Origin of the sequence: Streptomyces sp. AV19, assembly GCF_015999245.1 — a bacterium.
Taxonomy (GTDB): domain Bacteria; phylum Actinomycetota; class Actinomycetes; order Streptomycetales; family Streptomycetaceae; genus Streptomyces.
The window spans coordinates 1-25,540 of record NZ_JAEAMR010000007.1 but is presented as its reverse complement, the minus strand read 5'-3'; the positions used below and the strand labels follow the sequence as shown (position 1 = coordinate 25,540).

Annotated in this window: 26 protein-coding genes; 15 read left to right on the top strand and 11 right to left on the bottom strand. The window is 69.2% G+C overall.

The window, feature by feature from the left end; genetic code table 11:
- The first annotated feature begins 7 nt into the window (after nucleotides 1-7).
- The gene (locus tag I5Q34_RS09645; RefSeq protein WP_199891798.1) at nucleotides 8-949 is read left to right on the top strand and encodes an aldo/keto reductase; all 942 of its coding nucleotides are present in this window, start codon (nucleotides 8-10) and stop codon (nucleotides 947-949) included.
- Between the two features lie 228 nt (nucleotides 950-1,177).
- Here I5Q34_RS09645 and I5Q34_RS34575 read toward each other — a convergent pair whose 3' ends face one another.
- Nucleotides 1,178-1,495, bottom strand: a complete 318-nt coding sequence (locus I5Q34_RS34575) for a hypothetical protein (protein ID WP_277965483.1) — start codon at nucleotides 1,493-1,495, stop codon at nucleotides 1,178-1,180.
- Between the two features lie 225 nt (nucleotides 1,496-1,720).
- Nucleotides 1,721-2,149 carry an ATP-binding protein gene (locus I5Q34_RS09640; RefSeq protein ID WP_199891797.1) on the bottom strand — a complete coding sequence of 143 codons (429 nt, stop codon included), beginning with the start codon at nucleotides 2,147-2,149 and terminating at the stop codon, nucleotides 1,721-1,723.
- 251 nt (nucleotides 2,150-2,400) lie between these two features.
- Between I5Q34_RS09640 and I5Q34_RS09635 the strand changes: the two genes are divergently transcribed.
- Nucleotides 2,401-3,252, top strand: coding sequence for a helix-turn-helix transcriptional regulator (locus I5Q34_RS09635; RefSeq protein WP_199891796.1), 852 nt, complete (start codon nucleotides 2,401-2,403; stop codon nucleotides 3,250-3,252).
- Nucleotides 3,252-3,455, top strand: coding sequence for a DUF397 domain-containing protein (locus I5Q34_RS09630; RefSeq protein WP_199891795.1), 204 nt, complete (start codon nucleotides 3,252-3,254; stop codon nucleotides 3,453-3,455). The genes I5Q34_RS09635 and I5Q34_RS09630 overlap by 1 nt, the downstream gene beginning before the upstream one ends.
- Before the next feature lie 241 nt (nucleotides 3,456-3,696).
- On the opposite strand, the gene I5Q34_RS09625 is transcribed toward I5Q34_RS09630, so the two are convergent.
- Nucleotides 3,697-4,533, bottom strand: a complete 837-nt coding sequence (locus I5Q34_RS09625; protein WP_199891794.1) for a hypothetical protein — start codon at nucleotides 4,531-4,533, stop codon at nucleotides 3,697-3,699.
- Between the two features lie 196 nt (nucleotides 4,534-4,729).
- On the opposite strand from I5Q34_RS09625, the gene I5Q34_RS09620 reads away from it, so the two are divergent.
- From I5Q34_RS09620 to I5Q34_RS09605, 4 genes are all read left to right on the top strand, one after another.
- Nucleotides 4,730-5,419, top strand: coding sequence for a hypothetical protein (locus tag I5Q34_RS09620; RefSeq protein WP_199891793.1), 690 nt, complete (start codon nucleotides 4,730-4,732; stop codon nucleotides 5,417-5,419).
- A 7-nt stretch (nucleotides 5,420-5,426) separates the two neighbouring features.
- A complete protein-coding gene (locus I5Q34_RS09615; RefSeq protein WP_234428699.1) occupies nucleotides 5,427-6,869 on the top strand; it encodes a hypothetical protein in 1,443 nt (480 codons plus the stop codon).
- Nucleotides 6,869-8,683 (top strand): DEAD/DEAH box helicase, encoded by a 1,815-nt coding sequence (locus I5Q34_RS09610; protein WP_199891792.1) that lies wholly within the window; start codon nucleotides 6,869-6,871, stop codon nucleotides 8,681-8,683. Before I5Q34_RS09615 ends, I5Q34_RS09610 begins: the two co-directional genes overlap by 1 nt.
- Before the next feature lie 163 nt (nucleotides 8,684-8,846).
- Nucleotides 8,847-10,181, top strand: coding sequence for a DNA cytosine methyltransferase (locus I5Q34_RS09605; protein WP_234428698.1), 1,335 nt, complete (start codon nucleotides 8,847-8,849; stop codon nucleotides 10,179-10,181).
- On the opposite strand, the gene I5Q34_RS34570 is transcribed toward I5Q34_RS09605, so the two are convergent.
- The 5 genes from I5Q34_RS34570 to I5Q34_RS09580 form a co-directional block, all read right to left on the bottom strand.
- Nucleotides 10,113-10,574 (bottom strand): very short patch repair endonuclease, encoded by a 462-nt coding sequence (locus I5Q34_RS34570; RefSeq protein ID WP_277965244.1) that lies wholly within the window; start codon nucleotides 10,572-10,574, stop codon nucleotides 10,113-10,115. The two genes, I5Q34_RS09605 and I5Q34_RS34570, sit on opposite strands and share 69 nt — an antisense overlap.
- 59 nt (nucleotides 10,575-10,633) lie before the next feature.
- Nucleotides 10,634-11,986: a PrsW family intramembrane metalloprotease gene (locus I5Q34_RS09595; RefSeq protein ID WP_199891789.1), complete on the bottom strand. Its 1,353-nt coding sequence runs from the start codon at nucleotides 11,984-11,986 to the stop codon at nucleotides 10,634-10,636.
- A 40-nt stretch (nucleotides 11,987-12,026) separates the two neighbouring features.
- Nucleotides 12,027-12,746 (bottom strand): tRNA (guanosine(46)-N7)-methyltransferase TrmB, encoded by a 720-nt coding sequence (gene trmB / locus I5Q34_RS09590; RefSeq protein WP_234428785.1) that lies wholly within the window; start codon nucleotides 12,744-12,746, stop codon nucleotides 12,027-12,029.
- Nucleotides 12,747-12,858: 112 nt separating this feature from the next.
- Nucleotides 12,859-14,079, bottom strand: a complete 1,221-nt coding sequence (gene lhgO / locus I5Q34_RS09585) for an L-2-hydroxyglutarate oxidase (protein ID WP_199891787.1) — start codon at nucleotides 14,077-14,079, stop codon at nucleotides 12,859-12,861.
- A gap of 227 nt (nucleotides 14,080-14,306) precedes the next feature.
- Nucleotides 14,307-15,758, bottom strand: a complete 1,452-nt coding sequence (locus tag I5Q34_RS09580) for an MFS transporter (protein ID WP_199891786.1) — start codon at nucleotides 15,756-15,758, stop codon at nucleotides 14,307-14,309.
- Between the two features lie 677 nt (nucleotides 15,759-16,435).
- Between I5Q34_RS09580 and I5Q34_RS09575 the strand changes: the two genes are divergently transcribed.
- Nucleotides 16,436-18,346, top strand: a complete 1,911-nt coding sequence (locus I5Q34_RS09575; protein WP_234428697.1) for an asparagine synthase — start codon at nucleotides 16,436-16,438, stop codon at nucleotides 18,344-18,346.
- Here the strand turns inward: I5Q34_RS09575 and I5Q34_RS09570 are convergent.
- The gene (locus I5Q34_RS09570; protein WP_199891785.1) at nucleotides 18,339-19,259 is read right to left on the bottom strand and encodes a hypothetical protein; all 921 of its coding nucleotides are present in this window, start codon (nucleotides 19,257-19,259) and stop codon (nucleotides 18,339-18,341) included. The two genes, I5Q34_RS09575 and I5Q34_RS09570, sit on opposite strands and share 8 nt — an antisense overlap.
- Nucleotides 19,260-19,569: 310 nt before the next feature.
- Here I5Q34_RS09570 and I5Q34_RS09565 point away from each other — a divergent pair, with 310 nt between their 5' ends.
- Nucleotides 19,570-19,875 carry a hypothetical protein gene (locus I5Q34_RS09565; RefSeq protein ID WP_199891784.1) on the top strand — a complete coding sequence of 102 codons (306 nt, stop codon included), beginning with the start codon at nucleotides 19,570-19,572 and terminating at the stop codon, nucleotides 19,873-19,875.
- Between the two features lie 21 nt (nucleotides 19,876-19,896).
- On the opposite strand, the gene I5Q34_RS09560 is transcribed toward I5Q34_RS09565, so the two are convergent.
- Together I5Q34_RS09560 and I5Q34_RS09555 are read right to left on the bottom strand one after the other, a co-directional pair.
- Entirely contained in the window at nucleotides 19,897-20,088 is a 192-nt protein-coding gene (locus I5Q34_RS09560; RefSeq protein ID WP_199891783.1) for a hypothetical protein, read from the bottom strand.
- Between the two features lie 80 nt (nucleotides 20,089-20,168).
- On the bottom strand, nucleotides 20,169-21,983 hold the full coding sequence (locus I5Q34_RS09555) for an IS481 family transposase (RefSeq protein WP_199891782.1): 1,815 nt from the start codon (nucleotides 21,981-21,983) through the stop codon (nucleotides 20,169-20,171).
- 182 nt (nucleotides 21,984-22,165) lie between these two features.
- Between I5Q34_RS09555 and I5Q34_RS09550 the strand changes: the two genes are divergently transcribed.
- The 6 genes from I5Q34_RS09550 to I5Q34_RS09525 all read left to right on the top strand — a co-directional run.
- Nucleotides 22,166-22,810 (top strand): asparagine synthase-related protein, encoded by a 645-nt coding sequence (locus I5Q34_RS09550; protein ID WP_199891781.1) that lies wholly within the window; start codon nucleotides 22,166-22,168, stop codon nucleotides 22,808-22,810.
- Complete coding sequence (locus tag I5Q34_RS09545) at nucleotides 22,794-23,081, top strand: PqqD family peptide modification chaperone (protein ID WP_199891780.1); 288 nt, start codon at nucleotides 22,794-22,796, stop codon at nucleotides 23,079-23,081. Before I5Q34_RS09550 ends, I5Q34_RS09545 begins: the two co-directional genes overlap by 17 nt.
- On the top strand, nucleotides 23,078-23,500 hold the full coding sequence (locus tag I5Q34_RS09540; protein WP_234428696.1) for a lasso peptide biosynthesis B2 protein: 423 nt from the start codon (nucleotides 23,078-23,080) through the stop codon (nucleotides 23,498-23,500). Before I5Q34_RS09545 ends, I5Q34_RS09540 begins: the two co-directional genes overlap by 4 nt.
- 107 nt (nucleotides 23,501-23,607) lie before the next feature.
- The gene (locus I5Q34_RS09535; protein WP_199891779.1) at nucleotides 23,608-24,633 is read left to right on the top strand and encodes a protein-L-isoaspartate O-methyltransferase; all 1,026 of its coding nucleotides are present in this window, start codon (nucleotides 23,608-23,610) and stop codon (nucleotides 24,631-24,633) included.
- Nucleotides 24,634-24,832: 199 nt separating this feature from the next.
- Nucleotides 24,833-25,147 (top strand): transposase family protein, encoded by a 315-nt coding sequence (locus tag I5Q34_RS09530; protein WP_199891778.1) that lies wholly within the window; start codon nucleotides 24,833-24,835, stop codon nucleotides 25,145-25,147.
- A 109-nt stretch (nucleotides 25,148-25,256) separates the two neighbouring features.
- A partial coding sequence (locus I5Q34_RS09525; protein WP_234428695.1) for a transposase occupies nucleotides 25,257-25,540 on the top strand: 284 nt, incomplete at its 3' end.

The following is a 25,540-nucleotide window of genomic DNA, read 5'->3' as shown; positions in this document are numbered from 1 at the left end:
AACCAATATGAGCGACACCCGGAAGATCGGAAGCCTGTCCGTCCATCCGCTCGCCCTGGGCGGCAACGTCTTCGGCTGGACCGCCGACGAGAAGCAGTCCTTCGCCGTCCTGGACGCCTACGCCGGCGCGGGCGGCAACTTCATCGACACGGCTGACGTCTACGCGGCCTGGGCCCCCGGCAACGTGGGCGGCGAATCCGAGACCGTCATCGGCAACTGGATGGCGGCGCGCGGCAATCGGGATGCCATGGTCGTCGCCACGAAGGTCGGCGCCGGCATCCCGGAGAAGGCCGGCCTGTCCGCGAAGACCATCAAGGAAGGCGTCGAAGGCTCCCTCCGCCGCCTCCGCACCGACTACATCGACCTCTACTACACCCACTACGACGACCCGTCCCTCCCGGTCGAGGACTACATCACCACGCTCGACGGCCTGGTGAAGGAGGGCAAGGTCCGCGAGATCGCCGCCTCCAACGTCACGGCGGAACGCCTCGCCGAGGCCCTGGAGTTCTCCGACGCGGCGGGCGTGGCCAAGTACGTGGCGATACAGCCCGAGTACAACCTCGTCTCCCGCGACACGTACGAGGGCCCGCTCGCCGACGTCGCGGCCCGCCACGGCCTGGCCGCCGTCCCGTACTACGCCCTGGCGTCGGGCTTCCTGACCGGCAAGTACCGCCCGGGAACGACGGTCGACAGCGCGCGAGCGGAAGGCGCGGCGAAGCACTTGGGGTCGGAGCGCGGCCTGCGGGTGCTGGCGGCGCTGGACGAGGTGGCTGCCGCGCATGACGCGGAGGTGGCGACGGTGGCCCTGGCGTGGCTGGCGTCCCGTCCCACGGTGGCGACCCCGCTCGCGAGCGCCCGCACGGTCGAACAACTGCGGCCGCTGCTGGCGTTGGCGGATCTGAAGCTGACGGAGGGGGAGTTGGCGAAACTGACGGAGGCGTCGGCGTAACGCACTGCGCTGCTCGCGCTATCTAGAGCTGGGCCGGACTTCTCCGGGCTGGGCGCGCAATTCAGCCCGTCCGGCGTTTGAGGACAACCGCGCTCCGCGCGGTTTCGGGGGCGCAGGGGGCGAAGCCCCCGATCACGCGGCGGAGCCGCGTTCGGGTCCGGGGCACCGCCCCGGGGGGAACGGTGAAAGGGCGGGTCCGGGGCAAAAACCCGGGCCCCGCCCGCCACCTCAGCCCGCGACAGCAGCAGCCGCAGACCGTTCCACGGCCCAGGACGCCCCCGCCACAACCCCCGTAACCCCCAGTACCGAAGGCCAAGCCCCAACCTTCTTCGCCAACGGGTGCGAACCCGCAAAACCAGCCAGGTACAGCCCGGTCAACGCCGCCGCCTTCCCGGACCCCACCTTCCCGGCCCACTGCCGAGCCGCGACAACCCCCGCGACACCCAGCGCCACCCCACCCAGCGGCCGCTTCTTCGTGATCCGGGCAACGCTGTACCCACCGATCAGCCCGGCCGCAGCCGTCACAGCCGCCGGAACCCGCGTCACTGCACCAGCAATCCCTGCCATGGCGGCAACCTCCGCATCAAGGACATCAAGAGACGTATACGTAAGCCTGCCTCCGAGGCTAACTCTCGCCCCGGAACAGGCCCCCGGCACCCCGCCTTACGCCGACGCAGCAATCGCAGCAGCGAGCAACGACTCTGCCACCACCGCCCGCGCGTACAACACCGACTGGCGCGGTGGCGGCGCCGTGAGCGCGGTGTCTGACCCTCACTCCTGACTCCGCAGCTCAAACCAAAGACACTTCCCCACGACCACGAGCCCGTCCCAGACCAGATTGAGCCCGCACTCGGCGGCCAGTTCCCTCACGAGCAGCAGCCCTCGCCCACCCTCGTCGGGCGCCCGAAGGTGAGGCCGCAGTGTTGGGTTGTCGTCCCTCACTGCGATTTCGACGTGGTCGCCGAAATCAGTCACTTGGACGGAAAGCATGAGCGTCCCGGCATGCTGAACGACGTTGGAGACAACGTCGGAAACGCACAGGCGGGCATCATCGACAAGCCCTTGATGCCCGGCCGTCTCCAGCACTCCCGCAACGAACTCGCGGGCGAGCCGCACACTGGCCGGGATGGCGGGTGCGAGCAACTGGTAGGGCCGGGTGGGCTCGTGGGTCGGAGTGGGGAGGGTTGCTGCGGTCGTCATGCCGTGATCTCCCAACGGGATTGGTGAACGAACCGCGCCCACCCACCATCCGTGGCCCGGCCGTCTGCGCGCACAACCGGCATGCGCACGGCTGCACTTCGGCTCTTCTCGGCGGTGCTGCGCGGCGATGGCAGGACCGTAAGGCACAAAGCTGTGCCGTCACAACGCTGCGCCACGATCGAGTGACAGCGGGTGGACTATGGGATCGTGGCGCAGGACACTCGCAGCCATGGAAGTGGAAGGACACACTCATGCCGCCGAGGAGTAACCCCACTGCGCGGCAGGCGCGTTTGGGCGCCGAGCTGAGAAAACTGCGCGAAGCCTGTGGCATGTCGGCGCGCGAAGCGGGCGCATTACTCGGTGGCGGAGTCGCCCAGATCAGCCACATCGAGGCCGGCCGCTGGGGCGTGAGCGCGGAACGGGTCCGGCGCCTGGCTGCCTTCTACCGAGCTGATGATGAACGGCTGATCGGCGAGCTGTGCGCAATAGCAGAGGAACGTTTGCGTGGGTGGTGGACTGAGTACCGGGGAATCCTGGCGAGAGAATTTTTGGATGTCTCCGAACTGGAGCATCACGCCCGTGCAATCCGAATTCTGCAAATTACATATGTGCCAGGGATCTTCCAGACCACGAGCTACGCACGGGCTCTCTTCAGCAGTGCAGGGCCTAGCCTGCCAGAGAAGGATCTGGCCGCTCGGGTGGAGCACCGCGTTGCCCGACGTGTCGTGTACGAACGAGCAACGCCGCCTCCTACGACAGCGATCGTTCATGAGGCGGCACTTCGGATGCGCTACGGGAGCCGTGGTGTCCAGCGAAATCAGCTGAAGTTCCTGTGCGAGGTCGCAGATTGGCCGGCGGTAACGCTCCGCGTAGTGCCCTTCGATACGGACAACCTGATTGGTACGGCCGAGTCCGTGCTCTATGCCGTGGGACCAGTCCCGGAACTGGACACCGTCCAGATGGACCACGCGCAGGGCGGGCGACTCGTGGACGCTCCTGCCCTACTGTCCGTCTACCGCAACATGCTCAACGCTGTGGAGCGCTCCGCCTTGGGCCCAGACGATTCGCAGAAGTTCATCCATAGAGTCATCCAGGAAATGTGATGTCTACGCAAATTTATTGGCAGAAATCCTCCTACTCCGGTGGCGGCGACGGTAACAGCTGTGTGGAGGTTGGCTGGTTCGACGACGGGATAGCGATACGCGAGAGTGACGACCCCGGGATGGTCATACACACCAGCCGCGCCAAGTTGGGTGCCCTCATGGCCAGAGTTTGCTTGGCCAACCTGCCGGGCACGCTCGTCTGAGGACACAAACCCTGCGGCTGCATGACGCATGTTGAGACGATTCCAGTAACGGAAACTGATCCTCCTGCGAGGCCCTCCTCCGGCTCAGGGAGACAGGGCCTACCAGGAGAAGGCCATGGCCCGAGCCGATCCGCTCTCGGATTGGTGGGCACAGTACAGCGCTTGACCGGTTCAGAACCGATGTCCTGTCACTGACTTCAGACTCTGTGCCGGCCACGCGCGCTTTTGTGTTGCCTTGGCGCTACTTCAGAGCAGCTCGAAGTACAGCGCTTGCGTCGTCAGGCATGCCGTAATCGTGCAGTTGGAGGGCAAACTTCATGACCAAATCGCTGGACTGGCCGCGCCCGCAGAATCCGATGAAGCTGTCGGCCAGCAGTCGGTGCTGTTGGCGGAGGAGCGCAAGGGACGCGGCCCGTTCCAAGGGGGTCAAAACCTCGGCGGCCCCACGTAGCAGCACAACAATTTCATCCGGTTCGCCCTTTTTAAGTAGATCCAGCGTCTTTGTGGCGAGCTGTGTCGCAGCGGCGATGTCAGAAGCGGCTTGCTGTTGCCGGTCCCATGCCTGGAGGGGGACCGGCAAGTGCGTTGCCCAGTCGGCGGCCGCCGATGATGGGGCTGCAAGGCCGGCTTGCGAGCCCAATGCAGGGGGCGCTTTGGTGCTGTGCTGAGCGCACTTCCCCTTCCTCAACGTACGGACTTCCTCCTTCAAGACGCGGACGTCTCGGCGGAGCTTCGCGCACGAACCGCAGAGAGTCGGCTCTGCCGCTTGGTGCAGCTGGGTGAAGTGCGAGAGCGGTCTGAATCCGGTCGCTGAGTCGCCCGAGTCGTGCTGCGCCAGAGCATGCAGCTTCTCTATGAAGTGCTTTGGCGGCAGGTACCTACCGCTTAGGTAGCGGTGCAAGGTGCTCGGGTTCAACGTGTAGGCGGCCTCCTCGCGGAGGCGCTCGGCTAGCTGCCGTACGGATCCCCTCGGTGGCTTCATGAGGCCATGGAGCTCTCGGAGCGCTTCAGCGAGAGCCCGTCTCCCAGTCGGCAGGCCGTCTTTGATCCTGACACCTGTGTCTTGTCGCTGGTACATCGCCGCCCCCCAAGGTTGCCGGTCCAGGGCAACTAGTTTGCATCAGCCCCGTGTTGCCACCTCAAGAGCAACACCTGTTTCCCTCTGGATTTCCCTTCGTGGGCGGGGTCTTATGGAGTCGCCGCCGATCACCCGGGGGAGGCCAGGCCGCAGTGGGCGGCCAGGTGGGTTCGGCATGACTGAACGGAGGCTTTCTATGACGCTGCCGTCGTGGCAGGACGAGAAGTTCGGAAGCAAGACCCGTGCAGCGCTGTGGCTTGAGGCTGAGGTGGGGGAAGGCAACGTCTTCACCAAGACCCGGCTGCGCGAAGCGTTCCCGGACGTTGCGCAGATCGACCGGCGTATGCGAGACCTTCGCGATCACGGCTGGACCATCCACACGCGCCGTGAGGACCCCTCCTTGAAGCTGGAGGAGCAGCGCTACGTGAAGAAGGGCGCGGAGATCTGGCTTCCCGGACAGGCGAAGGTCGATAGGTCGAAGTCGAGCCTGACCGCTGCGCAGCGGACCAAGGTCATGGCGGCTGACAGTTTCCTGTGCCGGTCGTGCGGCATCGGCGCGGGCGAGTCCTACGGCGATGGGGGGCAGGACTCCCAGCTGGACGTTGCCCGGCGCAGGGTGTTGCTGGGGGGCGGTCTGGAGGAGGTGCAGCTGGTTACCGAGTGCAACCGGTGCCGTGTTGGTGGCCGGGGCCGTGAGGTCGACCTCGTCGCCGTCATCGACGCATGGAAGGACCTGATGCCGTTGGAGCAGCGCATCTTTGCGGGCTGGGTTGACGCTGGTGAGCGCAAGCTGAGCGACCTTGAGAAGCTTTGGGGCGTCTTCCGGTCGTTGCCGGAGTCGGCTCGTGAAACGGTCCGGCAGGCCATTCAGGATGGGAACGAGTAGCTAAGGGATGGAGACAGTCACTATGCGGGAATTTCCGCCTCCGCCGCGTGCGGCAGAGTTCAGTGCGCTGATCAAGAAGCGCCTGGAGGAAGTGAAGAACTCGGGAGGTACGCGGGAAACAGTCACGATCGACTGGAACGGGACTTTGACGCCTGTCGAGGTGATCGAGCTCCCGCTCAGCGGTCTGTACTACAACCCTGGCACGCACCGTATCCGCGCTCAGCGGAGCCACGATCCTGTGCGTGATGAGGCCATTGACAAGGATCCGTGGAGTGCTGAGAGCCAGGACTATCTGGAATTCCTGCTCCAAGGCGATCCGGCTAACCCGGACCGCCGTGACCGGGACTTCGACAAGCTCAAGGAGAGCCTGCAGCAGTTCGGCCAGAACGACCCTGGCCTGGTGACGCATCAGGGCGTCATCATCAACGCCAACACCCGCGCTGCCGCACTCCGTGAGCTTGGCAAGCAGTCGATGCGAGTGGGCGTGCTCCCTGAGTCCTTCACCTGGGCAGACATCAATGCGGTCGAGCTGTCACTTCAGCTCCGCAAGGATCACCGGCGGGACTACTCGTACATTAACCGCCTCCTGGCGATGGAGGAGCAGGCTTCGCTCGGCCATACACCGGAATCCATCGCCAAGGAGTTCCGGATCCGGCCGACTACCTATCATCAGGAGCGGTGGATCCTCAGCACGATCCGTGAGCTGATCGACCGCAGTAAGAGTGGAGGTGGTGTAGCCCTTCGGCTAGTTGACTTCGAGGACGACCAGGAGAAGCTCAAGGAGCTTCATCGTCTCTACGAGAAGCTTGAGCGCGTTGACCGGGACCAGGCAGAAGTGCTCAAGGAATGGCGCCTTGCAGCGATACTGCTCGATTTCGCCAAGACCGACATTCGGCACATTGACGAGGCGTTCCTTGCAAAGGACTACCTGGCCGACAGGCTGCCGGCGAACCTGAAAACGGGCGGTTTTGCCGCTGAGCAGTCGCCTGTATCGATTCCCGGCCTCGACATCGAGATCCCCGGCGCAGTCTCCGCTGTTGCGGCGGCCCGCGCGCTCAACGATCAGATTTTGCGGGCGAAGGCAACCATAGGAAGTCCGGGATCGGAACTGCTGGGCGAAGACCGAGAACGAGCCCAGGAGGTTGTCGAAGAAGCTCGCGATGCCTTCGACAAGGCGATTGACGCTGCCGGCCGCGACGCTCGTGTCCGGAAGCGCCAGCAACTGGCACCAGCTCGTCTTGCGGAAGCGTGTGCGGACATCGATCAATGCGTTGTCGATCTCGTTCAGGCCCGTGCTTCACGCACGTTGGATGAAGAGGCCTTCGACGATGCAGTGCTGAAGCTCCGGGGCAGCCTCCGAAAGCTTGCGCAGCAGGCTGGGCGTGGGCTTCCGCATCCGGGAGACGGTGTCGCGTGGTTGATCGAAGCTGTCTCTATGGAGGGTGCCTGATGCCGGAGACCGTGGTTGAGGCGTCTCTTCGTCTTGGCTTTGACGAGACGCGCACCAGGGTCATCTTGAGAACCACCGAGAAGTACCGCGAAGATCTTGTCCAGTTGGTCGCCCGTTTCCGTACGGGCGGCCAGCTTGGCCAGCTTGCCGCGACGGTGGAACTTGATGACCTGCTGGCCGGCCTGGGCACGCTCAGCACTTGGCCGCACCGTGTCGGAGTGGAATGGACCCCGGAACTCCGGGACTTGGTCGTCGGCGTCACGAAGGACGCGGAGACTGTCAAGAATCGTCTTGATGCTCCTGGGCGGTCCGTAGAAATCGGATCTGACGACGTCCTGCCCTTGCTCGGAGAAGGGTGGATTGCTGAGCTCGGGGAGTTCCAGCGACGCGACATCGCCAAGCTGCTGTCGCTTCAGCATGGGGCGAACTTCAGTGTTCCCGGCGCCGGCAAGACACGTGTGGCGCTTGCCGTTTATTCAGCCCAGAAGGCCAAGGGCGTGGCTGAGAGGGTGCTGGTTGTATGCCCCAAGTCGGCCTATGAGTCATGGCGTTACGAAGCCAACGTGTGCTTCGCGAGAGGGCTGCGCACACACATTCTCGATGGCTCTGCCCCGGATCCGGGGGCAGAGGTGCTGATCGTCAACTACGAGCGGCTTGACCGTTCTCTCGGGGTTCTCGCGGCGTGGCTGAAGGCGGCTCCGTCGGTGATCGTCCTTGACGAGGCTCACCGGATGAAGCTCGGCGCGCGTGGCACCTACGGAGCAGCCTGCATGGCACTCGGCCCCTTGGCCCGGCGCCGTTTGATCCTCACCGGCACGCCGGCACCCAACGGGACCAAGGACCTGGAGAACCTTCTTGGGTTTGTGTGGCCGGGCCACGGCCAGCGGACCGTAGCGCAAGCTGTGGCCGGCGGCGACCTCGTACATGCGAGCACCGTTTTGAGGCCCCTGTTCACGCGCACGACGAAGCGGGAACTGGGCCTCCCTCCGGTGGAGGTACGAGTGCGATACGTGGACATGCCTGACCTTCATGCCGAGATCTATGAGGCCTTGGTTGGAGGTGAAAGGGCTGGAGCTGCTCGCGAGGACCTGGGCTCGCTGGGCAAGACCGCACTGCGGCTGCTCATGGCAGCCACGAGTCCGGCGCTGCTGCTAGAGGGCGCGAGCCGCTATGAGCCTCTGGCGTACCAGCTCCCGCCACTGGAGGTTCCCCAGGAGCACTCGCTCTTCAAACTGATGCAGAACCTTCCTGACTATGAGCTGTCGCCCAAGTACAAGGAGGCCGCTGCGCTCGTTGCTGAGAACGCTGCTCAGGGCCGCAAGACTCTGGTCTGGACGACGTTCGTCCGCAGCCTGACCACGCTGGAGCGGCTGCTCCGCGAGTTCGGTCCTGCGGTGGTTCACGGTGGGACACCTGATCGCGAAGAGCAGATCCGGCGGTTCCGAGAGGATCCGGACTGCATGGTCTTGATCTCTAACCCAGCCACTCTGGGTGAAGGGATCAGCCTGCACCACGTCTGTCATGACGCTGTGTACGTAGACCGCGACTTTATGGCGGGCCGCTACCTGCAAAGCCTCGACCGTATCCATCGCCTGGGCCTTGCTCCGGGCACTGAGACCCGGGTCACCGTGCTGGCTGTCCGGAACACCATCGATCAGGTAGTCGAGGTGCGGCTTGATCAGAAGCTCACGTTCATGGGGCAGATCCTCGACGACCCGTCTGTCCAGCAGCTGGCTGATCTTGTGGAGGAGCCTGCTGTAGCAGCTGGTCTGGCCCCGAGTGATGTTGCCGCCTTGCTGCAGCACATGGGGTAGAGCGATCTTTCGCACGCAGCGTGGCCCCTGCCGGGTGCAGTATCGGTGGTGGCAGCGAGACTCCTGGTACGGGGTTCTGCGAGACTTGGGCATCTGTGTCCGTCGTACCAGGAGGAGCGTGCCGATGAGCGTTAGCGGCCGAGTAGCCCCAGAGACTGAGCCGTTGACCTCGATCGAGATCTGCGCTGGCGCCGGCGGGCAGGCTGTGGGGTTGCACAACGCGCATTTCGGGCATCTCGCCCTGGTTGAGTGGGACCAACACGCGGTCAACACTCTCAAGGAGAATGTGGTCCAGTGGCCCGGTTGGGATAAGGAGCGCGCTGACGCACTCAAGCCCATGGACGTCAAGGAATTCCTCTCTTCTGGCGTCTATGAGAATCTTGGTGAAGCGTTTACCCGACTTGGGGCTAATCCTCAGTCGAGGGTGGATCTTCTGGCTGGTGGTGTTCCCTGCCCGCCGTTCTCCCTGGCTGGGAAGCAGCTTGGGGCTGACGATGAGCGTGACCTTTTTCCGGACATGCTTAAAATCGTTGAAGAGGTGCGGCCAAACGCCGTCATGATTGAGAATGTCCGCGGCATCCTTGAGCCACCGGCTGTGTTTATTGAGTACCGCAGGTGGATCCTTGACGAGCTTCGGCGTCTTGGGTATGTCGTGCCTGAAGTGCCTGAGGAGTTGTCGCCCGAGGCTCAAGATGAAGTTATGAGGAGTGTTTGGCGGAAAGTTGAGGCGCGAGATTTTGGCGTGCCGCAACTTCGTCCTAGGGCCATTCTCGTGGCCTTCCATGAGCGGGTTGAAGGCGCTGAACGCTTTGTTTGGCCGAAGCAAAGCAGGCGAGGCGTCATGCCTGTCTTGGAAGCTCTTGAGCAGTCGATGCTGGACCGTTGCAAGGTGTTCTGGGACAAGAACTTCAAGGGTGAGATTGCAGGCCCTGACGAGCGGACCGGGCAGGATGTTTTCGATGACTGGCGCACAAGTGCTGACAAGGCCAAAACTAATGCCACGGATGGCGTAGCGCCGACGCTGGTGGGCGGCTCAAAGAAGCATGGCGGAGCTGACTTGGGGCCAAGTCGTGCCAAAAAAGCGTGGGCCGCTATGGGGGTTGACGCCACAGGCGTTGCCAATGATGACACGGACGATGAACGGAATCCGGAGCGCGATCTCTTCCGGCCGGTCGGGCCGATGCTCACCGTTCAGCAGGCTGCAAAGATCCAAGGATTCCCTGATCAGTGGCGATTTAAGGGCCGGAAGACGGCGCGTTATCGGCAAGTCGGTAACGCTTTTCCTCCGCCGGTAGCTGAGGCGATTGGTCGTGCTATTGCCGCAGTGCTTCGCCCGGATCGACGCGAAGAATTGCTCAAGGACTATGTGATGGAAGGCCAGGCTGGGGGCGCGACAGGCGATATGCCCGGGAACGTTGTCGTGCCAGCCTCAAGGGCTCCTGAGGGTCGCGCGGCGGGCCAGGACCGTAGCCGCGATCTTATCGGCGCAGAGGCCTGATGGTTCGTGCTCCCAGAAACGGAGCACGAACCAACCCGCAGCGATCAGTTGCTTGTCCGTATCCCGGTCGCGCGCCATATTACGAGCGACCTTGTCCGACCAGTAGCCGGGGTTTGTTCGGGGAGCTACGTAGTGCTCCGGACACCCATGCCAGTAGCAGCCGTCGATGAACACTGCGACCTTGGCGGGGCGGAAGACGAGGTCCGCTGTCCGGCGTAGCTCGGGTAGTGGTCTCGCTGCTACGCGGTAGCGCAGGCCTTGGGCGTGCACCAAGCGCCGGATCAGGTGCTCGGGTTTGGTGTCTCGGCTGCGAATCGCCTGCATGTTGCGGCGGCGCGCAGCCGACGAAGCCCAAGATCCTTCAGGTGGTGTCCAGTCGGTCTCGTCAGCCACAGTTCTGAGGATAGTGCTGCTTGCGGTGTGGCTGAGCGCGTCACCTGGGGCGCAGAGTGTCACTGATACCGTCCGGGGCCATGCGGTCCGGAACTCTGCCAGCCGGGTGCAGCAGCAGGGCCGTACGCCGGAGGCATCCCGCATGGCGCCGACGGCGCTGTCATTGTCGGCCGGACCAACGACAACGACGCCCGCTCCAGCGCAGGTTGGGCTACGCCCTTCCGCTGCCACAGATGATGCAGCAGTTCCTGCTCCCGCGCCGCGAAGTCCGGCTCAAGTCGGCCCGCGTACGCCCGCTGCCGCAGGAACGCCAACGACGTCGCGAACGAGATGTACTCCGCCACCGTCCGCGCCGCCCCCGGCCCGCCCGCTCGCTTTGCCACGTCCCGGGCGATTGCGCGCGCCCGCATTGATGACAGAGCCAGCGGCTCCGGCGGGGTCAGCCAGCCCGCCGCCTGGTACTCCGGTAGATGCGCCCGGATCGTGCGGAGTTCTGTCTGGCGGGACCAGATCGTCAGCCAGGTCAGGGTGCCGAAGACCGGGACCATGAAGAGGGCGTAGACGATGAGGAAGCCGAGGCCGGGGAGGGAGGCGGAGCCGTTCCAGACGCCGTGGAGGACCATCGCGGTCAGGAGGCCGACGAAGGGGACCAGGGCGCGGAGTGCGCGGCGGTGGGCGGGGAGTGTGGCCGCTATGCCGAAGCCCAGGCCCGTCATTGATGTGAAGAGGGGGTGGGCGAAGGGGGACATCAGGACGCGGACGACGAACGTGCCTGCGGTGGTCGTAAAGCCCGAAGCGCCGAAGGACTGGTCGGAGGCGTAGGCGTTGCCCAAGTAGAGGATGTTTTCCGTGAAGGCGAAGCCGGTGGCCGTGATTCCGGCGATCACCACGCCGTCGACGATGCCGTTGAAGTCGCGGCGGCGGTAGAGGTAGAGGAGGAGGACGGCCGCGGCTTTCGCGGACTCCTCGACCACCGGGGCCACGAACGTCGCGCCGAAGGAGCTCGCCTCCTCGCGGTGGGCGATGTCGATCGTGTTCATGAGCCACTTCGTGGCGTAGCCGTTCGCGAGGAGGGCCACCAGCGTCGCCGCGCAGGCGCCCCAGGCGAAGGCGAAGATCAGGTTCTTCCAGGGTTTTGGTTCTACTCGGTCCATCCAGCGGAAGGCGGCTATCAGCAGCGGGACCGGGAGGACCGCCAGGCCCAGGCCCACCAGGAAGCCGGGGGTGCCCGTCTGTTCGCGGACCAGGGCGAGGATCAGCAGGCCGCAGAGGGCCAGGAGGAGCGCGACCGTTCCGGCGCGTACTGCCTTGTTGTCCCAGAGCGCGCGGCGGGGGCGGTAGTGCCGGAAGGCCGGGGCGGGCGGCGTGGGTATGGGGCCCGCTGTCGCGGGCCGTTGCTGGGACTCATGCACCCGTTGACCCTAGCCAAGGGCGCACGGGGGGTGAACGGGTTTAGACGCGGCGGAACAGCAGGTCGTGGACCACATGGCCCTTGTCCAGGCCCTGGCCCTCGAAGCGGGTCAGCGGGCGGAAGTCGGGGCGCGGGGCGAAGCCGCCGTCGGGCTGGGTGTTCTCGAAGCCGGGGGCCGCGGTCAGGACCTCCAGCATCTGCTCGGCGTATGGCTCCCAGTCCGTCGCGCAGTGCAGGAGCGCGCCCGGCGCGAGGCGGGTCGCCGCCAGGGCCAGGAACTCGGGCTGGATCAGGCGGCGCTTGTGGTGGCGCTTCTTGGGCCAGGGGTCCGGGAAGTAGACGCGGATGCCCGCGAGCGAGTCCGGGGCGAGCATCTCGCGGAGGAGGATGATCGCGTCGCCGTTGGCGACCCGGACGTTGGTCAGGCCGTTCCGCTCGGCGAGGGCGAGCAGGTTGCCCTGGCCGGGGGTGTGCACGTCGCAGCCGAGGATGCCGGTGCCGGGGTCGGCCGCGGCCATCTGCGCCGTCGCCTCGCCCATGCCGAAGCCGATCTCCAGGACGACGGGCAGGGCGGGGTCGCCGAAGAGCTCGCCGAGGTCGATCTTGCTCAGGCCGTCGATGTCCAGGCCCCACTTGGGCCACAGGCGGCGCAGTGCCTCGCCCTGTCCGGTCGTGACGCGGCTGCGGCGCGGCTGGAAGGAGCGGATGCGGCGCTCGTGGTGCGAGCCGGCCGGGTCCGGGGCCGGGCCGTCGGGGAACATCGGTTCCCGGCGGGCGCGGGGGTGGGCCTGGGCCGGTACGGCGGCGGGGGAGGTCTGGTTCTCGGGCACAGTTCTTCCATAGTACGGGCGTGCCAGGAGCACTCCCCAGCCCTCAGCGCAGCTCCGCCAGCACCCTCCGCGCCACCTCCCGCCCGATCGGCAGCGACGCCGTCGCCGCCGGCGACGGTGCGTTCAGCACGTGCACCATGCGCGGCGAGCCCGCGAAGAGGAAGTCGTCCACCAGCGTCCCGTCCCGCAGCACCGCCTGGGCGCGGACCCCGGACGGGGCGGGTATCAGGTCGTCGGCGGTCACGCCGGGGAGCAGGCGCTGGACCGCGGCGGTGAAGGCGGGCTTGGAGAGCGAACGGCGGATCTCGTCCGCGCCGTAGCGCCAGTGGCGGCGGGCGAGCCGCCAGGCGCCGGGGAAGGCGGCCGTGCCGGCCAGCTCCGCGGGGCGCACCGTCCGCCACGCGTACCCCTCGCGGGCCAGGGCGGGCACCGCGTTCGGTCCTATGTGGACCTGGCCGTCGACGCCCCGGGTGAGGTGGACCCCGAGGAAGGGGAAGGCCGGGTCGGGCACCGGGTAGACCAGGCCGCGGACCAGGCCCCGGGCGGCGGGCGCGAGCTCGTAGTACTCCCCCCGGAAGGGGACGATCCGCATGCCCGGGTCGTCGCCCGCCAGCCGCGCTATCCGGTCGCTGTGCAGGCCCGCGCAGTTGACCAGGGCGCGGGCCCGGAGCACCGAGCCGTCCGCCGTGCGCACCGCGACCGCCGGCCCGCGCCGGCCGATGACGCGGGCCTCCGCCCCGTACCGCACCGAGGCCCCCGCGTCCTCGGCGAGCCGGGCCAGGCACGCGGCGACCGCGCCGTAGTCGCAGACACCCGTGGTGCCGACGTGGATGGCGCCGATGCCGCGCACCTCCGGCTCGAACTCGGCTATCTGGGCCCGCCCCAACTCCCGTACCGGAATGCCGTTCTCCCGGCCGCGCTGGACGAGGGCGTGCAGACGGGGCAGTTCGGCGTGGTCCGTGGCGACGACGAGCTTGCCGGTGACCTCGTGGGGCAGGCCGTGCTCGGTGCAGAACTTCACCATCTCCGCCGCGCCCTGCACCGCGAACCGCGCCTTGAACGAACCGGGCCGGTAGTAGATCCCGCTGTGGATCACCCCGCTGTTGCGCCCTGTCTGGTGGCGGGCCGGGCCGCGCTCCTTCTCCAGCACGACGACGCTCGTGCCCGGCGCGGCGCGCGTGATCGCGTAGGCCGTCGACAGGCCGACGATGCCGCCCCCGATCACCAGCACGTCACAGTCGTACGCCGCGTCGTACGCCGTCATTGGGTCACCTCCCCGCACCGATCCCCGCGACTCACCGCACCGACCGCACCGACAGCACCCACCGCCGGTCCCCGCTCTCGCCGACTCACGGTCCCTATGATGACGTGCGCCACTGACAGCGGGCCGAAACATCGTCGGACCAGGGGGAACGGCTCGGGGAACGAGGAGGGGAACGGCCCGGAGAACGTCAGGTGTCCGGCCGGTTCACACCATCCTCCACCCGTCCCTCACGCCGTCGTCGCCATCAGCAACGGCCGCGCCCGCTCCCGCAGCTCCACCACCCGCGGCTCGTTGCCGTACGGCTCCAGCCGGTGCAGCAGGTCGCGGACGTACTCCGTGGTGCGCGCCGAGGAGATCCGGCCCGCGACCTCCACCGCCCGCGTCCCCGCCGCGCAGGCCGCGTCGAGGTTGCCCGACTCCAGCTCGGCGACGGCCGAGACCACCAGCCGCAGCCCGTGCGAGCGCACGAACTCCTCCGTGGGCCGCGACAGCGCCTGTTCGGTGAACCGTTGCACCTGCCGCGGCATGCGCAGATCGCGGTAGCACTCGGCGGCGTCCGCGGCGAACCGTTCCTGGGTGTAGAAGTCCAGCCAGGACGGGTCCGGGTCGCCGGAGCGGGCCCGCTCCAGCCAGCCCTCGGCCGCCTTGAGCGCGGTTCCGCAGGCCGGCTGGTCGCCGGCCTTGGCCTGGGCGCGCGCCTCGACGAGGCGGAAGAAGCTCATCGTGCGGGCCGTGGCCAGGCCGCGGTTGCGCTCCAGGGCGGCCTGGGCGAGGTCCACGCCCTCGTCCGCGTAGCCGCGGTAGGTGGCCTGGAGGCTCATCGAGGCCAGCACGTAGCCGCCGAGGGGGACGTCGGCGGCGGCGCGGGCCAGCCGCAGGGCCTGGATGTAGTAGCGCTGGGCGGCCTCCTGTTGGCCGGTGTCGAAGGCCATCCACCCGGCCAGCCGGGTGAGTTCGGCCGTCGCGCCGAAGAGCGCGCGGCCCACCTCGTCGGTGTACGAGCCCAGCAGCAGCGGGGCGGCGTCCACCCGCAGGCACTCGGGCACCATCGACGAACGCCAGTCGCCGCCGCCGTACTTGGAATCCCACCGGCGGGCGTCTCCCGCGGCCTCGCGGAGCTTGGCCACGTCGCTGTGGCCGACGCGTTGCGGTAAACCGCAGTCCGGGACGGTGCCGGCGGCTCGCTCGCCGGCCACCTGCTCGGGATCGCGGGCCACCGAACTGTCGGCCGGGGTTATCAGCCAGCGCGAGGCGGGGGTCGAGTACGCGCTGACGGAAAACGAACCGGCGAGACTCTGCCAGATGCTGCCGCCCCCGCGGCGACCGGCCGAATCCAGCCGGTAGAGCTCGGTGGCGGAGCGGACCGCCTGGCCGACATCGCGCGGGAACGCCAGCCCCACCTCGGGCGCCGGGTCGGCCTCGGCGAGCCCGATCTCGTGCAGCGGCACCGGCCGGCCGAGCTTGCCCGCTATCGCCGCGGCGATGAGGTGCGGCGCGGCACCCTGCGGGACCATGCCCTTCGACACCCACCGCGCGACCGACGTCTTGTCGTACCGGAGCGTCAATCCCCGCTGCGCACCGAGGTCGTTGACCCTCCGGGCCAGACCGGCGTTGCTGATCCCCGCGAGAGCGAGGACCGTGCCCAGCTTCTCGTTCGGTCCGCGTGGCTCCCTGGACATGCGCACCCCTCGGCAACAACGATGCCCGCCCCGGCATAGGCGCGGGGCATTCGTAAACCCAGCGTAGTTCCCCACATCCCGACCGTTAAGGGGCGTTGTCCCGGATGGCGGGATTCTGGTCCGCATGCGCGTGCATCGAGAGGCGCGTGCTCCGGCTGTGTGTGGCCGTGCGCCCGCCGTGCGCCTTGTACACGCCATCGCCGGGGCGGTTCCATGGTTGTCGCGTGGGTTGGCCCGCTGTACTGGATCCAGTGGGCCGGGGGAAGCCGTCGCCTCATTCCCCGCGGGCGGCGGACCGGTCCGGGAGGTGCGGCTCGTGCCTCCCGGACTGCGCCGTTGCCCGTCGCCGGGGCCCTGAACGCCCCGTCCGCCCGGGGGAGTTCGCGGTGTCGCCGCCCGTGTCGCCGCCGTCGGCGCGCCGTGCGGAAAAACGGCCGAATCCGGTCGTGCGCCCGCCCTGCCGGGCGTCCGGTGCGCGCGCCGAAGCGGTTTCATGTGCCGTCAACCGTGGCAGCATGGGGTGTGCACGGGCCATGGCGTGGCGCCATTTCGTCCCGTTCCACGGACAGTTGGCGTACCGAGGGTGATCAGGAGTCGCCCGTTCCATGTCGCGTCGTCCGCCTCGCTGTGCATGATGACTGCTACCCGATGGTTGTCCACAGCCTGTGGAGGCGGCGATGCGCTGGTTGGTGGGGTGGAGCTGCACCGCCTCCGGGGCCGGTTCCGGGGGCGGCGTGCCGGCGGTCCACCCCGTGGGCGCCCAACTCCTGTGGGAGGAACCCGATCCGCTGTGGGCCGTGGGCGACTGGCGGCCCGACGAGGTGCGCGTCGTGCACGCCGAGGCGGGCCCGTCGGGAAGCTCCGCGTTCGTCACCCGCCTCGCCGTCCTCGGCCGCTGCGGCGCCGCCGACGACCAGTTGCGCGCCGGGCTGCTCGCCGCGCGCGGCGGCGCGCTGCGCCATCTGACCGCCTGGCCGGGCAGTTACACCGCCGTCGCCCAGGTCGGCCGCCGCATCACGGTCGCCGGCGACCTGGCCGGCGCCCGGCCCGTCTTCCACACGGCCTGGGCGGGCGGCACGGCGTTCGCCACCGCCGCCCTGCCGCTCGCCGACCTCGTCGAGGCCCAGCTCGACGTGGGGTACCTCGCCGCGCTGCTCGCCTGCCCCGACTCCCCGGAGGCGCTGGGCGACGGCACGCCCTACGCGGGCGTGCGGCGCGTGCCGCCGGGACACGCGCTGGTGGTACGCGCCGGTGCCCGCGACATCACGGGGTACGAACCGACCGCCTCGCTCGCCGTCGCCGCCCCCGAGGCCGACGCCCAGCAGGCGGTCGAGGGCGTGCGCGACGCCCTCGTCGAGGCGGTACGCACCCGTTTCGCCGCGCCGCGCCACGCGCCGGACTTCGCCGCGGGGTTCCCCGGCGGGCGCGACCCCGGTCCCGTGCCCGGCATGGGCCCGGCCTTCCGGCGGGCCGCGCGCGGCGTCCCGGCGCCCGGCATCGGCGCCGACCTCTCCGGCGGCAGCGCCTCCGCCACCCTGGCCCTGCTCGCCGCCGGGCTGCCCGGGCTGCCGGGCACACCGCCCGGGCACGGCGCCGGGGCGGGCGAGCGGCTGCTCGTCGTCACCTTCAACGACCTGGTGGCGGGCGGCCGGACGCGCGAGTCCGAGCTGGAACGGGCCCGCGCCCTGGCCGCCGACCCCCGGCTGCGTCACATCGTCGTCGCGGCCGCCGAAGAGGCCCTGCCCTACGCGGACTTGATGAGCGGCCCGCTGACCGACGAGCCGGGACCGGCCCTCGTCACCGCCGAACGCCACCGCCGCCGGCTCGCGGCGGGCAGCGCCGACCACCTCACCGGGCACGGCGCGCGCCAGGTGCTGGACGCCCATCCGGCCCGGCTGGCCGACCTGCTGATGGGCCGCCGCAGACGCCATCTGCTGCGCCCGGTCACGGCGTTGGCCCGCGCGGCCGGACCGGCGGCGCAGTCCGCGGTCGTCCCGTTCACGGTCTACCGGGCGGCGCGCCGGCTGGCGCGCACGTCCTCCCGCGAGGGGCTGGAGGAGGCGGCCGCCCGGCTCCTGGCCTCCGGGGTCTCCGGGACGGTGAACGACGCGCCGGCCGGGGCGGTGGACGCCTCGCTGGCAGCGCTCACCTGGTGCCGCCCCGGGCCCGCGGCGCGCTGGCTGACGGGCGAGGCGCTGGCGGAGGTGTCGGTCCGCCTCCAGGCGGCGGCCGTCCGGCCGTCGGGCCCGCCGCGGCGGCCCGGCGCACAGCGGGCCGCCGCCGCGCGCGGCCGGTACGCGGCCGCCCACCCCGGCCGCGAACAGGCCGCCGCGATCCGCGGCCCGCGGCTGCCCGCCCCCGTCCTCGACAACCAGGTCGTCAGGGCCTGCCGCGCGCGCCCCGAGGCGCTCCGCGTGCAACCCGGGGCGCGTGCGGCCCGAACATCGCCTGAAAACACACAACCCGGCCGCTACGAAAGTCGGGGCAGCTCAATCGAGGCCGACCATCCATCAAAGGCCCGTGTAAAGGTCGCCGCCGGTGCGATGAGTTGTGGGCGGCCCAGACGATGCGTGAGCTCGATCACGTAAAGGCCCAGCGGTTCTTTGCGTCGAGAGCGCGGTGATACTCATCGTCGACGGTGCGGCCCCATTTGCCGTTCGAGTAGTACACGGACCGGTCGCTGGCCGGGTCGTGGAAGTCGACTCTGCACGTGCCGTGACGGTGGTCGCACAGGCACGTGCACGCCTTGGCGGTGACCCTCCAGCCGAGCCCGGTGGGGCCAGTGCCGAGCAGGTGGATGAGGTCGGGGCAGGGCGGGCCGTCGGCAGTCTCCAGACGGAAGTCGTTGCCTACGCAGTGCCAGGCGTCGGTGGAGTTGACCGGCCCGGGGCCGGCGGTCGCGCGGATGCGGCGCAGCAGGGGCGACAGGAGGCCGGCCGGTTCCAGGGCGGAGGCCGACGTGGCGGTGTGGGCAGCGTGTTCGTCCGGGGTCCAGTCGGGCTCGCCTTGGAGGAGCTGGTAGTCGCGTTGCATCCGCGTGGTGACGCGTTCCCACCAGCGAGGGTTGAACCTGGTGAGGACGATGCGGGCCGGCAGCCGGGGGTAGTACAGGCAGATGGTGCTGCCTTCACGGCGCCAGCGCAGTCCGGGCACGCCGGTGATGGCGTCGCGGGGATCGGATGGTGCCTCCCCGCTGGTGCGCGGCAGGAGGAACTCCGCCCAGTGCCAGATGACGTAGGGCTCGCCCAGCAGCCGGACGGTGAGCCGGTCCGGCTCGGGCCTGAGGCGGACGATGCCCAGCGGGTGGGCGGCGCGCCCGCCGAGCCTGCAAACGCCGAGGAAGACCGCGGCCTCGAGCTGCGCCTGCGCAGGGTGCCGGGCGGAGGGGATGCTGAGCGGCTCAGTGCGGCCGTTCAGGAGCGGGTGGAGTGCTTGGTGGGATTCGCCGGTGCAGCGTCGGCGGTCTTCGGTGGCAGCCAGGGCGGAGGTGGGGCGGGGCATGGTGGTCACGGTTTCCGCGCCGGGCCGGCCCCCGGGCGGTCGGCGCTGGCCTGTGGTTCTGCTGCGGTGTCGGTGCGAGCAGGTGATCTTCTGGCCGGTTCCTGGGCGAGGGAGCGTCGGGGGCTTCCTTCCTCGCGCGGCCGGGCGTCACGGGCCCGAGAAGATCCAAGTCAGCTCGTGGCCCCGGAGCAAGGCGCCACGGCGAGGACCGCATCTTTCGGGGGACGGACCTCTCGGACCGATGGAGAGGCGGTCGCCGTTGGCCGGGCGGGGTACGGCCCTGTTCGAGCGCGATATCGTGGAGGGCCTGATGACCACCGCACATGACCTGGGGGAGCCCCGCGTGGCCGAGGACCGCATCACGCAGAACGAAATCGACTCGCTGACCCGCCGTGTCGAAGCGGTGGAGGACCGTGTCGAGGCGCTGCAGGTGCAGACCGGTGGCAACTTCGCGGCCGTCATCGAGAGCCAGGCCGCGCTGCGCCGCGAGGTTCGCGAAGGTTTCGCCAAGGTCAACGGCCGCTTCGATGCCCTGGAAGAGAAGCTGGACCGCAACCAGGCGCAGATCGTCGAGTTGCTGTCGGCGCTGGTGGGCAAGAACCCGAACGCGAGCTGACCGCTCCCTCGGATTGGCCGGCTAGAAGGGGAGCGGCGCGTGAGTCTTCGTCGCAACGCTGAGGTCCTCGACGCGGTTCGGGAGTCCCAGCTCGAGCAGGGCGAGCTGCTCGACGGATGCACGAGGGCCCTCGAGGAGCAGAGCAGCACTCTCCAGAATGTGGCCGCCCTCGTCGCCCAGCTCGTGGTGGGACAGACGGCCGTGCTGGAGCAACTCGAACAGTGTCGGCGGTCACGAAATTCCCCACCCTGAGCCGATGTGTGGGGTCTCACGAGTTCTTTGACGTGATGTTCTCAGGACTTCGTTGACACCTCGTTGGTGCTGGTCCGGGCTGCGTAAGCCCGGAACCGGGTGACTGGCTGCTTGTCGTCCCGGGGGTGGAGGCAGAGCTCCTCGCCGTCGAGGAGGACGCGGAAGTGGGTGTCCTCGACGAGGATGTGCACAGTCTTGCCGGCATGGGTGCGCCCGATCCGGAGTCGTTGGCGGGTGACCATGACGACGCCGTCGCGGGGGACCCGGCGGGTGACACTGATCGGCCCGGGGGCCGGTGCGGGCAGCGGGTCCGTGGCGATGCGGGCGCCGCGAAGGCTGGCGCGCTCATCGGGCGCGAGGGGCGAGGGCAGGGTCTTGGCGAGGACGCCGTCGGCGACGACGTGGACCAGGTGTCCGTCGAGGCGGAGCGTGACCTGGCGGCGGGCCAGCGGGGTGCCGACCTTCAGGGCCTGGCCGCCGAGCTGGCAGAAGCCGTCACCGCCGACGGCCCGGGTCAGCTCCACCACTGCACCGGCGGCGAGCTTCTTGCCGCGTGCCGCGGTGACCGCGACTGGAGGCGGTCCGGCCGGGCGGGCTCCGCGCAGACGCAGTTCTTCCAGGTCGGCGACGGTCAGGTTGGACGCCGCGGTGCGGATGTGCTCGCCGCCGATCTGGACGTGGACGCTGAACTCGTCGGCCCACACGTGCGCGGCATGGCCGGCGTACTTCGCAGCGATGCGCAGGCGCTGGGTGCGTGGCAGGACGCTGAGCACTCCGCTGGCGGCAATGACGGTGTCGAACTCCACCGCGTTCTGGCTGAACGGAAGTACGACCTCAGCGGCCAGCGGTGCCGCCGGGGCGGACTCGGCGGGGGCGGTCGCCCTGACCTGGGGCACGGCCGGAGAGTCGGGCGCGGGCGCGGGGTCCCCTGGCTGCGGCCGGGCGGGGCGGAACAGACTGCCGGGGGTGGCCATGTTCAGTGCCTGGTGGGGACGCTTGTGGTTGTAGGCGTGAACCCAGGCATCGATCGCCTCCTGGGCGGCGGGAAGGTCAGCAAACGGGCCTGCTCCGTCGAGGAGTTCACGGCGCAAGGTGGCATGGAAACGTTCGATTTTCCCGGTCGTGGTGGGCGAGCGGGGCTTGGTCAGCCGGGCGGTGATGCCGTTCTCCCGGCAGACGCGCTCGAACAGGACCTCGGCTGGCCGCGGCTTGGTGAACCGGCCGGTGAACTGCTTGCCGTTGTCGGTGAGCACTTCGGAGGGGATCCCGTACCGGCGCATCGCCGCAGCGAATGCCTCGCAGACCGCCCGCCCCGAGGGGACGGCGAGCACGGCGGACACCACCAGGAACCGCGAGTGGTCGTCGATCCCGGTGAGCATCTTGCACTCCCGCCCGTCGGCCAGGAAGATCCCGCCGACAAGGTCCATCTGCCACAGGTGCATCGGGGCTTCTCGCTGCCACCGCTTGTACTTGCGGACATGGCGCTGTTCCTGGGGGACGACCAGGCTGTTACGGGTCAGCACCCGGTGCACGGTTGCCTTCGAGGGCACCGGCTCGACACCGCGTTCTCCCAGCTCGAAGGAGATCCGGCGGGCGCCCCAGCGCGGATGGGCCCGCCGGAGCTCGCATATCTCCGCCTCGACCTCGGCCGCCACCCGGTGCGGACTGCGATGTGGACGACGCGAGACCTCGTCCAGGCCGGCGATGCCGTCTGCCTCATAGCGGCGCCGCCAGTTGTGCACAGTCTGCCGCGAGACCCCGTAGCGGACCGCGACCTCTGTGACCGGCGAACCCGCCTGCACCTCACGAACCGCCTGGAACCGCTGCTCAGCCAGCCAAGCCCGATCGGACCCCACGACACCCCACCCAAGATCGACAACGGGTAGGAGAAGATCACCAACAGGCCGTCGGCGTCAAGGATGTACTGAGCACACTGCGTCAAAGATCTCCCGAGACCTCACACCCCGCAGCCCGTACGGGCCTGGCCGACTGCTGGCGGCAGACAGCCGCCGACCTGCGGCAGGACCCGCGGCCGTGGGTGCCGCAGGCCAGGCGTCCGCTGGCCTGGTCGCCGCTGCTGGCCACGGCCGACTGGATGACGCCGGACGTCCGCCACCAGCTCGCCGACGCCCTCACCGAGGCCGCCGGCGAGCTGGCCGAGGCGCCCGCGCGGCTGGCGGCGTGGACCGAGAGCCAGGACCTCGCCCGCATCGGCGCCGACACCCGCGGCTGGCAGACGCTCGCCTGGATCGAGCACGGGATCGAGATCGCGGCCCCGTACCTGGACAACGAGGTCCGCCGGGCCTGCCTGGCCGTGCCCGCCGACCAGCGCGGAACACCGGGCCGGTACAAGCCCCTGCTCGCCGAGGCGTTCGCCGGCACCGACGTGCTGCCCGGCTTCGTCCTGACCCGGGTCACCAAGGGCGGGTTCAACGCCCTTTCCTACGCCGGTCTCGTCCAGCACGCCCCGGTTCTACGCTCCTTGCTCGGCTCGTCCTCGCGTCTGGGTGCCATGGGGCTGGTGACCTCCGGGCCGGTGGGGGCGATGCTGGAGCGCGCGGCGGCCGGGCAGGCCACGGCCCAGGGCGCCCTGCACGCGGCGGTCGTGACCGAGGTGTGGCTGCGGCAGCTCGAACAGGCTCCGGCCTGGTGGGAGGTGACGGGCCGTGTGGCAGCTGCGTGACGGCGTCCACCCGGTCCTCACCGACGAGGGCGGGGCCATCCTCAACGAGCACACCGGCCGCTGGACCTACCTGACGCCGACCGCCGCCTCGGCCGCGCTGGTCCTTCTGGCCGCCGCCGATCCGGACCGGGCCGCCGTCCACTTCGCCGCCAACTACGGCCTGCCCCACGAGCGGGCGGCCGCCGACGTCCAGGCCGTCGCCGAGGCCCTGGCCGCCCAGGGCCTGGTCCGCACCAAGCCGTCTCGCCGCCTACGGGGGTGGCGGCGATGACCACCATGGAGTCCTACTCCACCGCCCGTACCGGGCCCTTCCGCGACCGCTTGGCGGCGGCCGCCGGTCTCGCCCTGGCCCTGGTGCTGCTGGCCCTGCCCTTCCGCTGGACCGTCCGCGCCGCCCGGTGGGCCCGTCGCGCCGGGCGCCGGCCGATCGCCCCCGACCGGGCCGAGGCCCTGGTCACCGCCGTCCGGCACACCGGCCGCCTGTGGCCGGTGAGGGCCGCGTGCGCCGAAATCTCGCTCGGGGCGGTCCTGGCCGCGGCTCTCCTCGGCCGGCGCCTGGACTGGTGTCTGGGCGTCCGGTTCTCGCCGCCGCCGGTCGAATACCACGCCTGGGCCGCTCTGCCAGGAGGCAGCCCGGTCGGCGAGTACGCGCAGGCCGGATGGCACCACTACACCGCGCTCGTCATCTGAACGAGTCAATGAACCCGTCAACCTGGCGCCGCATTGACGCGTGTCCTTCACCCACTCGGAGCTGTTGAGGAACGCGTCCCGACCCTTCCCCTAAGGAGTGAACAGCGATGAACGCCGTTGCTACTGCCGCCGGGAGAGTTCCCGAGCAGCACTACACCCACCACGAGGCCCGTGGTGAGACCGTGCACCGCACGAACCCGGTCTTCATCCACCGGGAACTGGAAGCCCTCGACGTCCGCAAGGGCATGAAGGTCGCCGAGGTCGGCACCGGCTCGGGCCTGTCCGGCGGCCTGCTCGCCGAACTCGTCGGCCCCGTCGGCCAGGTCACCAGCCTGGACATCGACCCGTACCTGACGCGGTGGGCCAACCACATCCACGCCGAGCGCGGAATGGAGAACATCCGCTGCTTCGCCGCGGACGGCACCGCCGGCTACCCCGACCGGGCCCCGTACGACCGGCTGGTGGCCTGGTGCACCCCGCCCCTGCTGCCCACCGCCTGGGTCAACCAGGTCACCGACGGCGGATTGATCGTCGCCACCCTGCCCATCGCCCCCGTCCCCAACCTGACCGTCGGCGCCGTCATCCGCGTCCGCAACGGCCAGCCGCAGGTCGAATCGGTCTTCCCCGGCTCCTACATCGAGACCGGCACCTCGCCCCGCAGCGACTTCTCCGTCCCGGCCCGGTGGGTCGACTGGGAGAACCGCGTCCCGGCGACCTCGTGGATCTCGATCGCCTGGCGCAATCAGGATGACTGGCGCAACTCCGGCGCCCGGGCCGCCCTCGAACGCCTCCGCGAGCCCGGCCACACCGAGCCGTACGCGGGCAAGGAACTCGACTGGGCCAGCCTGCGGACCTACCTCGCTGCCACCGCCACCGGCCACCGGCTAACCATGACCGAAATGCGGCCGAACGTCCTCGGCCTCGGCCGCTCGACCGGCGACTCCGCCGCCGTCATCGAACAGGACGGCACCCTCCGCGCCGACGCGCCCGACTCCGCCTCCCTGAACGTGCTGCGGGGCTGGCTGGCGGCCTGGGAAGAGGCCGGACGGCCCGCACCCGACACCTACACCCCGGCCCTGGTCCCCGACGCGGAAGGCAGTGTCACCGGCTGGTCCCTCCGCCTGACCCAGTAGCCCCGCGACCGCCCGACACCACAGGTCGAGGGCCGCCCGGCGGCCACAAGCCGTCCCGAGGTCTCTGCTCCTCATTGCCGCTGAGGAGGAGAGACCTCCTTTATGCCCGCCCCGCCTCCCGCCATGCCTACGGGCCCGTCACCGCCAACCGCACGGCCAGCACGGCCCGTTGTCAGACCCCGCCGCCATCATGAAGCGCATGGACGACTCCCGTGGCCTTCCCTCACCCAGCGACCGGCAGATTCCCGCGTGGGCCCACGCCGTCGGACCCGGCTGGGCGACCCTGCTCGACCAACTCCACCGCGACCTGCTCGCCCCGCACCGCCGCCGTCCACGTCAAGAACTCACCGTCCGGCAGCGGTCGTTGAACAAGGCCCACGCCGGGCTCCGGTATCCCGTCGAACGCGGCATCGCCCGCCTGAAGACCTGGCGGATCTTCCGCAAAGCCCACTGCAGCCCCAACTGGCTCACCACCGCGGCACAGGCCGTCCTCATCCTGGAGAGCTACCGCTGAAATGCTCAGCTTGACTCTGTCGGGGATCTTGGAGTTCTCCGGTGCGGCAGCTTGGTCGACGGGGATGATCGGGGAGTTCCGCCGACCGTTGCAGCTGTCGAGGTGCCCGTTGTCCCTGCGCCCCCGTTCCGGTGAGCACGTTCCGCCTCTGACCGCGCGGGTCGCGCGGGCGAGCAACCCGGGTGGCACGACGGCGATATGGGTGCGGGACCGCCTCAATGGGCTGTGGTGCGACGAGGACTTCGCCGGCTGGTACCCGCGGGACGGGCGTCCGGGTCTTTCGCCTGCTCAGCTGGCCACCGTCTGTGTGCTGCAGTTCCTGCTCGGCCTGTCGGACAGGCAGGCCGCCGAGGCGGTCCGCTGCCGCATCGACTTCAAGTACGCGATGGCCAT

What these genes read in the sequence shown, in the direction of transcription:
- trmB (WP_234428785.1), bottom strand. Translation starts at nt 12,746, where the DNA reads ATGTTCCCCGACGGCCCGGCCCCGGACCCGGCCGGCTCGCACCACGAG.
- I5Q34_RS09530 (WP_199891778.1), top strand. Translation starts at nt 24,833, where the DNA reads ATGGACGACTCCCGTGGCCTTCCCTCACCCAGCGACCGGCAGATTCCC.
- I5Q34_RS09635 (WP_199891796.1), top strand. Translation starts at nt 2,401, where the DNA reads ATGCCGCCGAGGAGTAACCCCACTGCGCGGCAGGCGCGTTTGGGCGCC.
- I5Q34_RS09535 (WP_199891779.1), top strand. Translation starts at nt 23,608, where the DNA reads ATGAACGCCGTTGCTACTGCCGCCGGGAGAGTTCCCGAGCAGCACTAC.
- I5Q34_RS09610 (WP_199891792.1), top strand. Translation starts at nt 6,869, where the DNA reads ATGCCGGAGACCGTGGTTGAGGCGTCTCTTCGTCTTGGCTTTGACGAG.
- I5Q34_RS09640 (WP_199891797.1), bottom strand. Translation starts at nt 2,149, where the DNA reads ATGACGACCGCAGCAACCCTCCCCACTCCGACCCACGAGCCCACCCGG.
- I5Q34_RS09565 (WP_199891784.1), top strand. Translation starts at nt 19,570, where the DNA reads ATGACCACCGCACATGACCTGGGGGAGCCCCGCGTGGCCGAGGACCGC.
- I5Q34_RS09540 (WP_234428696.1), top strand. Translation starts at nt 23,078, where the DNA reads ATGACCACCATGGAGTCCTACTCCACCGCCCGTACCGGGCCCTTCCGC.
- I5Q34_RS09615 (WP_234428699.1), top strand. Translation starts at nt 5,427, where the DNA reads ATGGAGACAGTCACTATGCGGGAATTTCCGCCTCCGCCGCGTGCGGCA.
- I5Q34_RS09625 (WP_199891794.1), bottom strand. Translation starts at nt 4,533, where the DNA reads ATGTACCAGCGACAAGACACAGGTGTCAGGATCAAAGACGGCCTGCCG.
- I5Q34_RS09570 (WP_199891785.1), bottom strand. Translation starts at nt 19,259, where the DNA reads ATGCCCCGCCCCACCTCCGCCCTGGCTGCCACCGAAGACCGCCGACGC.
- I5Q34_RS09575 (WP_234428697.1), top strand. Translation starts at nt 16,436, where the DNA reads ATGCGCTGGTTGGTGGGGTGGAGCTGCACCGCCTCCGGGGCCGGTTCC.
- lhgO (WP_199891787.1), bottom strand. Translation starts at nt 14,079, where the DNA reads ATGACGGCGTACGACGCGGCGTACGACTGTGACGTGCTGGTGATCGGG.
- I5Q34_RS09620 (WP_199891793.1), top strand. Translation starts at nt 4,730, where the DNA reads ATGACGCTGCCGTCGTGGCAGGACGAGAAGTTCGGAAGCAAGACCCGT.
- I5Q34_RS09580 (WP_199891786.1), bottom strand. Translation starts at nt 15,758, where the DNA reads ATGTCCAGGGAGCCACGCGGACCGAACGAGAAGCTGGGCACGGTCCTC.
- I5Q34_RS09630 (WP_199891795.1), top strand. Translation starts at nt 3,252, where the DNA reads ATGTCTACGCAAATTTATTGGCAGAAATCCTCCTACTCCGGTGGCGGC.
- I5Q34_RS09645 (WP_199891798.1), top strand. Translation starts at nt 8, where the DNA reads ATGAGCGACACCCGGAAGATCGGAAGCCTGTCCGTCCATCCGCTCGCC.